16 protein-coding genes are annotated in these 12,038 nt (G+C 57.2%); 13 read left to right on the top strand and 3 right to left on the bottom strand.

The genetic code is table 11. The features are described from left to right. The first annotated feature begins 26 nt into the window (after positions 1–26). Entirely contained in the window at positions 27–659 is a 633-nt protein-coding gene (locus RZS32_RS06245) for a ribonuclease HII (RefSeq protein ID WP_317056158.1), read from the top strand. Between the two features lie 89 nt (positions 660–748). Next, positions 749–1,864, top strand: a complete 1,116-nt coding sequence (locus tag RZS32_RS06240; protein ID WP_317056157.1) for a site-specific DNA-methyltransferase — start codon at positions 749–751, stop codon at positions 1,862–1,864. Between the two features lie 154 nt (positions 1,865–2,018). On the opposite strand, the gene RZS32_RS06235 is transcribed toward RZS32_RS06240, so the two are convergent. Next, entirely contained in the window at positions 2,019–2,564 is a 546-nt protein-coding gene (locus RZS32_RS06235) for a TetR/AcrR family transcriptional regulator (protein ID WP_317056156.1), read from the bottom strand. A gap of 94 nt (positions 2,565–2,658) precedes the next feature. Here RZS32_RS06235 and RZS32_RS06230 point away from each other — a divergent pair, with 94 nt between their 5' ends. The 11 genes from RZS32_RS06230 (at position 2,659) to RZS32_RS06180 (ending at position 10,888) form a co-directional block, all read left to right on the top strand. Further along, entirely contained in the window at positions 2,659–3,279 is a 621-nt protein-coding gene (locus tag RZS32_RS06230) for a glutathione S-transferase family protein (RefSeq protein ID WP_317056155.1), read from the top strand. Positions 3,280–3,296: 17 nt separating this feature from the next. Further along, on the top strand, positions 3,297–3,971 hold the full coding sequence (locus RZS32_RS06225) for a cupin domain-containing protein (RefSeq protein WP_317056154.1): 675 nt from the start codon (positions 3,297–3,299) through the stop codon (positions 3,969–3,971). Between the two features lie 128 nt (positions 3,972–4,099). Continuing rightward, complete coding sequence (locus RZS32_RS06220; protein ID WP_317056153.1) at positions 4,100–4,297, top strand: hypothetical protein; 198 nt, start codon at positions 4,100–4,102, stop codon at positions 4,295–4,297. An 11-nt stretch (positions 4,298–4,308) separates the two neighbouring features. After that, positions 4,309–5,001 carry a response regulator transcription factor gene (locus tag RZS32_RS06215; protein WP_317056152.1) on the top strand — a complete coding sequence of 231 codons (693 nt, stop codon included), beginning with the start codon at positions 4,309–4,311 and terminating at the stop codon, positions 4,999–5,001. Then, on the top strand, positions 4,986–5,948 hold the full coding sequence (locus tag RZS32_RS06210) for a sensor histidine kinase (protein ID WP_317056151.1): 963 nt from the start codon (positions 4,986–4,988) through the stop codon (positions 5,946–5,948). The genes RZS32_RS06215 and RZS32_RS06210 overlap by 16 nt, the downstream gene beginning before the upstream one ends. 83 nt (positions 5,949–6,031) lie before the next feature. Continuing rightward, entirely contained in the window at positions 6,032–6,373 is a 342-nt protein-coding gene (locus RZS32_RS06205) for a hypothetical protein (RefSeq protein WP_317056150.1), read from the top strand. Further along, complete coding sequence (locus tag RZS32_RS06200; protein WP_317056149.1) at positions 6,370–6,885, top strand: ImmA/IrrE family metallo-endopeptidase; 516 nt, start codon at positions 6,370–6,372, stop codon at positions 6,883–6,885. Before RZS32_RS06205 ends, RZS32_RS06200 begins: the two co-directional genes overlap by 4 nt. Before the next feature lie 106 nt (positions 6,886–6,991). After that, positions 6,992–7,960, top strand: coding sequence for a metal ABC transporter solute-binding protein, Zn/Mn family (locus tag RZS32_RS06195; RefSeq protein ID WP_317056148.1), 969 nt, complete (start codon positions 6,992–6,994; stop codon positions 7,958–7,960). Between the two features lie 3 nt (positions 7,961–7,963). Further along, entirely contained in the window at positions 7,964–8,758 is a 795-nt protein-coding gene (locus RZS32_RS06190; protein ID WP_317056147.1) for a metal ABC transporter ATP-binding protein, read from the top strand. A gap of 4 nt (positions 8,759–8,762) precedes the next feature. Then, the gene (locus RZS32_RS06185) at positions 8,763–9,962 is read left to right on the top strand and encodes a metal ABC transporter permease (protein ID WP_317057850.1); all 1,200 of its coding nucleotides are present in this window, start codon (positions 8,763–8,765) and stop codon (positions 9,960–9,962) included. Further along, complete coding sequence (locus RZS32_RS06180) at positions 9,959–10,888, top strand: metal ABC transporter permease (RefSeq protein WP_317056146.1); 930 nt, start codon at positions 9,959–9,961, stop codon at positions 10,886–10,888. Before RZS32_RS06185 ends, RZS32_RS06180 begins: the two co-directional genes overlap by 4 nt. On the opposite strand, the gene RZS32_RS06175 is transcribed toward RZS32_RS06180, so the two are convergent. After that, on the bottom strand, positions 10,885–11,604 hold the full coding sequence (locus RZS32_RS06175; protein ID WP_317056145.1) for a 2-dehydro-3-deoxygalactonokinase: 720 nt from the start codon (positions 11,602–11,604) through the stop codon (positions 10,885–10,887). The genes RZS32_RS06180 and RZS32_RS06175 overlap by 4 nt on opposite strands. Beyond that, on the bottom strand, positions 11,601–12,017 hold the full coding sequence (locus tag RZS32_RS06170) for a TIGR01244 family sulfur transferase (protein ID WP_317056144.1): 417 nt from the start codon (positions 12,015–12,017) through the stop codon (positions 11,601–11,603). The genes RZS32_RS06175 and RZS32_RS06170 overlap by 4 nt, the downstream gene beginning before the upstream one ends. Between the last annotated feature and the right edge of the window lie 21 nt (positions 12,018–12,038).

Genomic DNA, 12,038 nt, shown 5'->3' with positions numbered 1-12,038 from the left:
CGCGCCAGTCGTGCTTTGTAGAGTGCATGTCTGCTCCCGATTTTTCATTTGAAACCCAAGCCATGTTGGACGGTCATATCACCATCGCCGGTGTCGATGAGGTGGGACGTGGGCCGTTGGCCGGGCCAGTGACAGCCGCAGCCGTTATATTGGACCCAAAGCACATTCCCGAAGGTCTCAATGACTCGAAAAAGCTTACGGCCAAACGTCGGGATACCTTGAGCAAAGAGATTTTCCGGGTCGCCGAAGTGTGCGTGGCCCATGCCAGTGTTGAAGAAATTGACGAGATCAACATTCTGCGCGCCGCACATCTTGCGATGGAGCGGGCCGTTGTCGGGCTTGGTCGGCACCCCTGCCTTGCTTTGGTCGATGGTAACATGATCCCAAAAGATCTAAGTTGCCCAGGGCAGCCCATCATCAAGGGCGACGGCAAATCACTTTCCATCGCAGCAGCATCTATCGTGGCCAAAACCACCCGCGACGCGATCATGTGGGATTTGGCGCAACAGTTTCCCGGCTACGGCTGGGAGACAAATGCAGGCTATGGATCAAAAAGCCACATGTCTGCGCTCCAAAAACTCGGCCCAACCCCACATCATAGGCGTTCGTTCAAGCCGGTGCACAATATATTGTATCAAGCAAAAAACATAAACGACTGATTCAAAAAGAATTTGACCGCGAATCAGCTTTGACTCATGCTCAGCCTCAACAACCAGAGCGCCAACGATGCGCCGGGACAGAGGCAGACATGACGAAGACCAAGACCAAAAAGGGCGCGACTGCGCTTCCTTTGAACACGATTCTGAATGGGGATTGCGTGGACGCGATGAACGCGCTCCCGGCGGAGTCTGTCGACCTGATTTTTGCCGATCCCCCTTATAACCTGCAACTGCGTGGCGATTTGCACCGCCCCGACAACAGTCAGGTCGATGCTGTGGATGATGCCTGGGACCAGTTTGCATCCTTTGATGCCTATGACCTTTTTACCCGCGACTGGCTCAAAGCCGCACAACGCCTGCTCAAACCCAACGGCGCGATTTGGGTCATCGGATCATATCATAACGTCTTCCGCGTTGGCGCGGCGATGCAGGATGCGGGGTTCTGGATTCTCAACGATGTGGTATGGAGAAAGTCCAACCCGATGCCCAATTTTCGAGGCAAGCGGTTGACTAATGCGCACGAGACCTTGATCTGGGCCAGCAAGGGCGAGGGCGCCAAATACACCTTCAACTATGAGGCCCTGAAAGCGCTCAATGAAGGCGTGCAGATGCGCAGCGACTGGGTCCTGCCGATCTGCACCGGGCATGAGCGGTTGAAGGACGACAAGGGCGACAAGGCCCATCCGACGCAAAAACCCGAGAGCCTCTTGCACCGCGTGCTTTTGGGCACAACCAATCCGGGCGATGTGGTTCTGGATCCTTTCTTTGGCACGGGTACAACCGGTGCCGTGGCCAAGATGCTGGGACGTGACTTTATCGGCATCGAACGCGAGGTGGCCTATCGCAAAGTGGCTGAGAAACGGCTGGCAAAAGTACGCAAGTTTGACCGCGAGGCGCTTCAGGTCACAGCCAGCAAACGCGCCGAGCCGCGCGTGCCGTTCGGGCAGTTGATCGAACGCGGCATGCTGCGCCCGGGCGAAGAGCTTTTCTCGATGAACAAACGGTTTAAGGCCAAAGTCCGTGCTGATGGCACACTTGTGGGCGGCGACCATCGCGGCTCAATTCACCAAGTTGGTGCCGCTCTGGAAGGCGCGCCGAGCTGCAACGGCTGGACCTACTGGTGCATCAAACGTGACGGCAAACCGATTTCCATCGACGTCTTCCGCCAGCAAATCCGCGCGGAAATGGCCGAACGTCCGAACTGAACATACTGAAATACACGAACACCGCCGGTGCCTGTGGCCTGACACATGGCACTTAACTCAACCCCTCGCCCTAGTGGCGAGGGCTTTTTTTGGGCAGTAGTCATTTTTTCATGCGGAAAATGGGTTAGAAAACACGTGTTTTCTATTTCAGAATTCATGCAAATTCTGAATGCGCCGCAGCCATCAACCGCTCGACTGTGTCATTCAGGATTTCAGGCCGTCCAAGGCTGACCGAAAGGGTCATGGCCCCTTGGATTTCCGCCTGCACGCGTTGGGCCAAAAGGGTCTGATTTTCCACGCCCTCCGGCATTGAGGCTTTCAACCAGGCCAGGTTAGTCTTGAAAAACTCCGCGACTTTCGCAGCGACGGGATCAGGCAATCCGGCACTTTCAGCGGCCAGCATCCCGCACAGGCATTGTAAGTCTTCGTCATGCAGCGCGCGTTTGTAGACCGCGCCAAACTGCCCAACGGCGGCTGGCCAATCCAAAATACCAGCGTCGCCGACATAGGTATGCACCCGCTTGGCATAGCGTTCCACCATTGCAACCCCAAGGTCCTCCTTGTGACGGAAGTGATAGTGAATGCTGGCCGATTTGATGCCTAGCTCGTCTGCGATGTCGCGAAAGCTCACGGCATGGTAACCGCGCAAGCGTATGGCGCGTTCAGCAAGATCAAGGATTTGGTCGCGGGTCTCAGGCATGGTTCTCACGGATTATTTATCTGCCAGTAGATAGGCTTGACGGTGAGAAAAATCAATTCTAGTAATCTACCTACTACTAGATAGGAGAATCAAAATGAAAATTTATGAATTCGAAGGTTTCCCAAATCCTACGCGTATCCGTATCGCCCTCGCCGAAAAAGGACTCACCGAACAGGTTGAGTTTGTGTCCGTCAACGTTCCAGAAGGAGAACACCAATCCGAGGCATTCCGTGCCAAGAACCCGTCTGCCGCCGTGCCCGTGCTTGAACTTGAGGATGGCACTTGTATCTCTGAATGCACCGCCATCACCGAATATCTCGATCACCTCGACGGCAGCCCCGCGCTCACCGGACAGACGGCGAAAGACCGTGCCGTGATTCACATGATGCAGCGGCGCGCGGAATCCGGGTTGCTTGACGCTGTGGCCACCTATTTCCACCATGCCACGCCCGGTCTTGGCAAAGAGATCGAAGGCTACCAATGTGCTGAATGGGGTGAGCATCAGAAAGAGACAGCGCTGAAAGGTATGCGTTATCTCGACAATATTCTCGCCGAAAAACTCTATCTTGCAGGCGACGAGTTCAGCATAGCTGACATCACCGCCTTTGCCGGTCTGGCTTTTGCTGGCTTTGCCAATATTGACGTGCCAGAAGACTGTGCCAATCTGCAGGCATGGCACGCCCGTGTCGCCGCGCGCCCCTCAATCGCGGCCTAAGAGAAAGGATGCAACCCATGCAACGCAATGATGATTTTTCTCAACGCGCCGTCGTCCACAGCGCCGATGAGCCATGGGTTGCCTCACCCATGGCCGGTGTAGATCGCCGCATGCTCGACCGGATCGGCGATGAAGTGGCGCGGGCCACAACCATTGTGCGCTATGCGCCGGGCAGCAAATTTTCGTCTCATGTGCACACAGGCGGTGAAGAGTTTCTGGTAATCGACGGCGTGTTTCAGGATGAGCACGGCGATTTCCCTGCCGGAAGCTACATCCGCAATCCGCCGCATTCCTCACACACACCGGGATCCGAGCCTGGCTGTACCATTTTCGTGAAGCTTTGGCAGTTTGATCTGGATGACCGCACCCATATCCGCGTCGACACCAACAAGATGCGTTTTTTGCCGGGCCGCTCAGGTGTTGAGGTCATGCCGCTCTTTTCGGATGGATCAGAGGATGTCGTTCTGGAGCGTTGGGCACCAGAGGCCGAAGTCACGCTTGATGCGCCAAACGGACTTGAGCTTCTGGTTCTGGATGGCGGCTTTGAGGAAGGTGGCGATAGCTTCAAGACGTATAGCTGGCTGCGCCTGCCGAAGGGGATGACATCCTCCGCCAGAGTCGGCGCTAATGGTGCCCGCGTCTGGATCAAACGAGACCACCTGCGCGAAACGCCCAAGGGTCCATCCGTGTAATCCACGTCTGATCTGCACAAAAAATGCGAAAACACTCCGCGCTGGCTGCACCCCAGCGCGGTAAACCTGTGTCAAAGCAATAAAGGCAAGAGACGATGGTATCGGCAGTGCATCAAAGACGCATAACCTTGTTCTCCCCGCAGTCCCGTCAGGGCGGCCATAACCAGACAAGCAACAAGCGCCAACGCGCGCGTATGCTGATCCTTGTTCTGGGGTTGGCCATCCTGACGGGCCTTGCGGTGAAGGGTGTGGAGAGTCCAGCGCAAGATCAGGGGTTTTCCGAGCCGCTGGGCTGGCATAGTTTCACGGACATAACCTCGTGTTGATGGACCGCGTGATGAGCCACATCCTGATCGTTGATGACGACCCGCAAATCCGCGAGGTGCTGCGCATCGCATTGCGGCAGGACGGGTATGACGTCTCTGAGGCAGGTGATGGCGCAGAAGGGTTGGCCAAGGCACGTAATGGCAAGGCTGATCTCATTGTGCTGGATATTGGCATGCCGGAAATGGATGGGCTGGAGGTGTGCCGCCGCTTGCGCGCAGAGTACAGCACGCCGGTTCTGTTTCTGACCGCAAGAGATGATGAAATCGACCGCGTTCTGGGATTTGAACTTGGCGGTGATGACTATGTGACGAAACCGTTCTCGCCGAGGGAACTACTGGCGCGCATACGCGCCATCCTCAAACGCACGTCCGGTGTGGCACCAGGTATCTCGCAAGGCATGCTGACGCGCGGCGCGCTGCAACTCGATCCCGGACGTCACCTGTGCACGTTTGAAAACCAGCCTGTCGCCCTGACCAAACGCGAGATGGACATGCTGGCGCATCTGATGACACGGCCCGATCACGTTGCAACCAAGGCGCAGTTGACGGATGCCGTCTACGGCCCGTCTCTTCATGTCTCGGACCGGACACTTGATAGCCATTTGCGGAATTTGCGCGCCAAACTGGCTGAGGCAGGGTGCGACACGGCGATTGAAACTGTGCATGGCGTGGGCATCCGGATGGGCGCATGTCAGGGCGGGTAAAACCGCGCATTCGGCGCAAATGGCGACCGCCCTTGGCGCTTGTGATTGGCGGCACGTTGGCAGCAGTCCTGATCCTTCCCGCTATCTCCATCGGGTACTTCAAAGTCGCCGGGTTCATCCTCGGCTGGGGGGAAACCACCCTTTTGTTTTTCACCCTCGCCATTGTGGTGACGTCGCTACTGGCGTTTTTGCTTTGGCGTCTTGTGCTCCGACCCGTCTATGCGCTCACAGCGCACGCTTTGGCGGTAAAAGAAGGGCGCGACGATGCGCCCTTGCCGACACAGTTCGGCACGCCGGAGCTCTCAGATCTGGCGCGTGCGGTTGTTGATATGAGCACCACGCTTCAGGACCGCGAAGCAGGCCTGCGCGCCTACACCAACCACGTCACGCATGAGCTTAAATCGCCTCTCACCAGCCTGATTGGGGCCGCCGAGCTTCTTCAATCTGACAGCTCAGCTGAGGACCGCGCGGCGCTGACCAACACGATCCGCACTTCGGCCTACAAAATGCAGGATCAGCTTCACGCCCTGCGCCGCCTCGCCTCGGCGCGCGATCCTGTGGGCGAGGGGCCATCGAGCCTGTCAGAAGCCAGTGAGGGATTGGACGCTGATCTCACAATACGCGTGGAACAAGACACCTCCGTGCCGCTTGACCTCGACGCTTTGCGTGCGGTTCTTGCCCATCTGGCACAGAACGCCGCGGCTCACGGTGCCAAAACGGTCACGCTCTCGGCCACGCCCGAAGGGTTCAGCGTCTCCGACGACGGCCCCGGCATCGCCCCCGGCAATCGCGCGCATATCTTTGAGCCCTTCTTCACCACGCGCCGCGCGGAAGGCGGCACAGGCATGGGCTTGGCCATTGTAAAGACGATGATCGAAGTTGCGGGCGGAGAGATTGTGCTCGCGGATACGTTCAGCGGCACACGGTTTGAGATTGGGTTTGGGTAAAGTGTAGACGTTATCCTTGTACTTACCATAAATGAATTTCAAAAGATTTGTACTTTCTCGCATAAGTTGTAAAGATTGATATTATGGAAGAGATAATAGACACAGCTGATGCGATTTCGATCGCTGCGCAGCTAGGGCGCCTTGACCTTATGTCATTGCTTTTGGCTGCAATCGGCCTTATTTTAGTACTAGGTGGATTGTTCGCTTTTCTAAACTTTCGAGGTATTGCAAAAGCTCAAGCCACATTGGAAGCAACGAAAGTTGCTGAGGAAGTCGCTGAACGGGTTGCTAACGAGTATCTGCAAAAAGAATTGCCCGATGTCGTTAAGGCATACCGGGAAATGATGGATTCCGATGGCACTACTGACGAGGACGCAAATAGGTTTGCAGAAGCACAAGAAGACGCAGAAAATGGTGAAAAATGAATATCTCTGATCAGTGGGATGTTTTGACAGCAGCTCGTAAGTCTGCGCCTGTCGGTGTGCATGTTTTGCCAGAAAAATTAGGTATTGGGCTTCAGGCTGCATTTTTGACGCAAGGAATTTCGGGCATGCTTGAGCGTATTGGAGATTCGTTCTTGATTACTGTTTCTGCCAAAGATCCTTACACTCGTCAGAGATTTACATTAGCACACGAACTGGGTCATTACATGTTACACCGGCATTTAGTAGGTGATGGCATCGATGATGATCGAGCGTATCGTAGTACTGAGTCAGGTAAGTATCACAATACAATGATTGGCCCGTCTGAGGAAACCGAGGCTAACAAGTTTGCCGCTAATTTGTTGATGCCACGCGAACTGGTAAATCTTGAAAAAAAGAAGCCAGGAACAACAGTTGCCTCTATGGCCCAACTATTTGGGGTTTCTGAACATGCCATGTCTATTAGGCTTGGCCTATCCTATCCCGAAGGCTCGTTACCCAGCGTCGATCATTAAATTGGAAATCATAGCGGTTTCTTGCGAATAATTCGCAATTGCATTGACTTTTTGCGAATGACTCTCATATTCAATACAGAACAACGCAGACCCTGAGGAGTATTCCATGCGCCTCAAGCGCAGAGACTTTCTGAAAAGCACATTGGTGTCGGCTTCATTGGCCGCGGCGCCCGCCTTTGCGTTTGCGGAAACAAAACTGTCCGTCGTGGCGACCACCGGCATGATCGCCGATGCAGCGCGTCAGGTGGGCGGTGATCTTGTCAATGTCAAAGCGTTGATGGGACCGGGTGTTGACCCGCACGCCTATCGGCAAACCCGCACGGATCTTGTGGCCGCGACACAGGCCGATCTGGTGCTTTGGAATGGGCTCTATCTGGAGGCACAGATGGAGGAGTTCCTGCTTAAGCTTGGCAAGCGACGGAAAGTCGTTGCTGTGGCAGAAGCAGTGCCAGAGGATCTGCTGATCGCTCATGAGGATTACGACGGGCGGTTTGACCCACATGTCTGGATGGTGCCTGAGCTTTGGGCGCATGTGGTGGCTGCGGTGCGCGACGCGTTGAGCGACGTTGCACCAGTGCACAAAGATGCGTTTGCCGCGAATGCCGAGGCGCATCTGGAACAGATCGAACGTCTTGCCACCTATGCCCGCACATCCCTCACCACCGTGCCTGAACCTGCGCGCGTTCTGCTGTCTGCGCATGATGCCTTTGGGTATTTCGGTAAGAGCTACGGCTTTGAAGTGATCGGTATTCAAGGCATCTCGACTGAGTCTGAGGCTGGGCTCAACCGCATCAGCACACTGGCTGACATGCTGGTCGAGCGTGGCATCGGAGCGGTCTTCGTGGAAAGCTCAGTCAGTGACCGCAATGTCCGCGCCCTGATCGAAGGCGCCGCGGCCCAAGGCCACGAAGTCAAGATCGGCGGAGAGCTTTTCTCGGACGCTATGGGTCAGTCGGACACGTATGAAGGCACCTATATCGGCATGATCGACCACAACGTGACAACCATCACGGCGGCGCTGGGAGGCGACGTGCCTGCGCGCGGTATGAATGCCAAACTGTCGGCAGGAAGCTAGGCCATGTCCCTTGATCTCATCACAACAGAAGGCCATCGCGTCACCAGCTCAACCGAGTTCGATGCGCCTCTTGCCATTCGCGGCCTGACCGTGTCCTACGGTGAAAAACCGGCGGTATTTTCTGTGGACGCGACGTTCCACCCCGGTGAAATGACCGCCATCATCGGCCCGAATGGTGCTGGTAAATCCACCTTACTCAAAGCTGCCCTTGGGATTGTCAAACCGCTCTCGGGTCTAATCTCTGCATGGGGTCAACCCTTGGCCTCTGAGCGCGCCCGTATTGCTTATGTGCCGCAACGTGCCAGTGTCGATTGGGATTTCCCGACGCGGGTTCTGGACGTGGTGATGATGGGACAATACCGCAGCCTGGGTTTGCTGCGCCGGGTCAGCGGCGCACATCGCCAGATCGCACTCGACAGTCTTGCACGGGTTGGAATGGAGAGTTTTGCCAACCGCCAGATCGGGCAATTGTCTGGGGGTCAGCAACAGCGCGTCTTCCTCGCGCGCGCCCTGGCGCAAGAGGCCGATCTTTACCTGCTTGATGAACCCTTTGCCGGGGTCGATGCGGCCACGGAAAAAGCCATCATCTCAGTTCTGCAAGAACTTCGCGCTGCCGGCAAAACCGTGGTTGCCGTGCATCATGATTTGGCCACCGTGCCGGAGTATTTTGACCGGGTGTTCTTGATCAACACCACGCGCATCGCAGAAGGCACCGTGGCCGAGGCCTTTACGCAGCCCAATCTGCAAGCCGCCTATGGCGGACGTCTGGCCACCGCGCAAATGGGCGCGGCCATCTGATCCCATGCTTTTGGAGGCGCTCACCCTGCAGCTTGGCTACAACGCCACGTTGGTGACGGTCGGTGCCATGCTCTTGGGCATCGCCGCCGGGGCGACGGGCACCTTCCTGTTTCTTGGCAAACGCGCTTTGGTCAGTGACGCCATTAGCCATGCAACGCTTCCCGGTGTGGCGCTGGCCTTCATGCTCATGGTGGCGTTCGGCGGGGAGGGTCGATCTCTCCCCGGATTATTGCTGGGGTCTGCCGTCACCTCAGCCATAGGACTGCTCTGCGTCAGCGCGCTCACCCACCGAACGCGCCTGTCCGAAGATGCCGCCATAGGCGCGGTGCTTTCGGTGTTCTTCGGATTTGGCATCGTGCTTCTGACTGTGATCCAGTCGATGAACGCCGGGCGGCAAGCCGGACTGGAAAGCTTCCTTCTTGGCTCTACCGCTGGAATGCTCTGGAACGATGCCGTGGTGATCGCTTTGGGTGGAACACTCGTTTTGTTGGCTGTTCTCATCCTGCGACGCCCTATGACCACCGTAGCATTTGATCCCGAATTCGCTGCCGGAGCGGGTATGAACGTGCGCCGGATTGAGCTTGCCATGATGGGTCTGGCGATGGCGATCACAGTTGTCGGCCTCAAGATCGTGGGCCTCATCCTGATCGTGGCGCTTCTCATCATCCCGGCTGTGGCCGCGCGGTTTTGGAGCCACCGTGTTGGCCATGTGGTTCTGCTGGCCGGGACGTTTGGCGGTGTCGCAGGCTATGTCGGCGCGGCCATATCCGCCACCGCCCCCGCGTTGCCCACCGGTCCGATCATCGTGCTTGTGGCCTTTGCCATCTTCTTGATGTCATTGCTCATAGCGCCCGCGCGCGGCGTTCTCGCCGCCATGCTGCGCCATCGCCGCTTTCAGGCGCAGGTGCATGTGCGCCAAGGTCTGCTGGCGCTGGCCACAGATCAGCCAATTTATGAACGCCTCACACTGCGTCTAATGAAACGCCGTGGTTTGGTGCGCGCCGATGGCGTGGCCACGGAAACCGGTCAGGCCCAGGCCGCCCGCGCCCTGCTGGACGAGCGCCGCTGGCAGGTGCTGCGCTCTGATCCTGCGCATGCCGAGGCTGCGGCGCATTACGACGGGCTGACGCCACTCGACACCGTTTTGACCCCAGATCAGCTCAAAGCGCTGGATCAGGGACTTGGACCGAGGGCCACCACATGACCGGCGCCGAGTTTGTTCCTCTTTCCCTGCCGCCGTTGGTCATCGGGATCTGCGCCGCCATCGCCTGCGCTGTTCCGGGAAATTTCCTGCTTTTACGCAAACAGGCCCTCATCGGGGATGCCATCAGCCACGTGGTTCTGCCCGGCATTGTACTCGCCTTTCTGGTGACCGGCACGCTCAGCGCGTGGCCGATGATGATCGGTGCCGGCATTGCAGCTCTTGTCGCTGTGGGTCTCATAGAGGCGGTGCGGCGTCTCGGTCGGATTGAGCCGGGCGCGGCTATGGGGGTGGTGTTCACGGCGATGTTTGCAGGCGGTGTGCTGCTGCTTGAGCAATCGGACACGTCGTCTGTACATCTCGATGTGGAACACGCGCTTTATGGCAATCTGGAAAGCCTGATTTGGCTCGACGCCACTGGGTGGTCTTCGCTCTTTGATCTTGAGGCGCTGGCCGGAATGCCGCCTGAGCTGTGGCGCATGGCGATCACCACGCTTGTTGTGCTTGTGATGTGCGTCCTCTTCTGGCGGCCGCTCAAGCTTTCCACCTTCGACGAAGGGTTTGCACAAACCATTGGGTTACCAGTGAATCTCATTGGTCTTGGCCTTGTTGTAACCGCCGCCATCGCTGCTGTTGCCGCCTTTGATGCGGTGGGATCTATCATTGTTATCGCCATGTTTATCTGCCCGCCCGCTGCGGCCCGCATGATGACCAACAGTCTAGAAGCACAGGTTTTGTGGTCCGTCGTCTTTGCCACAGTTTCAGCGGTGCTGGGATATGTACTGGCCGGGTATGGCCCGCTTTGGTTGGGATTTGAGAACGCCGTCAGCGCGGCAGGGATGATCGCTACAGTTTCGGGCGGCATCTTGGCCCTCGCCGCTGCTTTTGGCCCGTGCCGTACCCGCAGTGGTGCTCCGGTTGAGGTCTAGTCCACATACCCAAGGCTTTGTGCCAGAGCCGCCAGACCCGCTGCCAGCAAATCCTGCGGATGATAGGCAGTGCAGGGTACAGCCTGATGTTCCAACGCCTGCATATGAAGCCCTGGAACCTCCGAGATCACGATGACCTCTTGCCCCAACCAATAGGGCCGTGTGGCCGCCAATTCGACACCCATAAGATGCCCTGTCGCGGCAGCGGCGTCACCTGTCACATCAGCCTTGCGCAGATGCGCCGCCAATCTTTCGGGCTGGCTCATGCTGTCGGCGAGGGCCGAGGCATCCAACCTGTCTGCCCCACCTAACGCTGTTAACAAACGTTGAGTGATGACCGATTGCACGCTGACCACTTCATCTGCACTGATCTGAAGCCAATGGGTGACGTCGCCATGAGTCACAACGATAACACCAGCCCAGTTCGGTTTCGACGCTAACGCACCTGCAACCCAAAGCCGGACCCAACCGCTAATGACATCCGGCGGGCTTTCCTGTTCGAGATTGGACAGGCTAGTTCCATCGCCGGGCAAAACCGCGACTGGCAACGCCTCAGCGCCTCCATCCCCAATTCGCACCACTGGACCATCCTTGGCCAACAGCGCAAGTGAAGCCCCACTCTCAGAGGCCGCCACTTCCTCGAGCAGTTGTGCTCCGTCCATGCGGAACCCGCGCACGCCACTTGGCGTGCGACCTAGAAGTGTCCAGACACTCACCGGTTTGACAATTGCTGGATCAAAGGCCCCATGTCATAGCCTGCCTTGGCGGCACGACTGACAATCTCCTGGTCATCCAAACGGCCATATTGCGCAATGCTCCAAAGCATGGTGCAGCGTGTGCCGGACCGGCAATAGGCCAGGATCGGCTTGGGCATCTCATCAAGTGCTGCGGTGAACTCGGACATCGCCCCTTGTGTCACCATGCCCGACACGATTGGGATCCAGCGGATTTCCAGCCCTTCCTGCGCCGCCGCGTCCTCAATGGCGGCAAAATCCGTTTGCCCCATCTCTTCGCCATCGGGCCGATTGCACAGAAGTGACCGAAACCCAGCCCCGGCGATTTCCTTCATATGCGCTACATCAATCTGTGGCGACACGGCAAAATCATCGGTTAGCTGACGTATGTCCATCTTGGGCTCCCACTGCGCGGT

This window comes from Roseovarius sp. W115 (assembly GCF_032842945.2).
Lineage (GTDB): Bacteria > Pseudomonadota > Alphaproteobacteria > Rhodobacterales > Rhodobacteraceae > Roseovarius > Roseovarius rhodophyticola.
The sequence above is the reverse complement of the archived record's forward strand: the minus strand, read 5'-3'. Positions and strand labels throughout refer to the sequence as shown.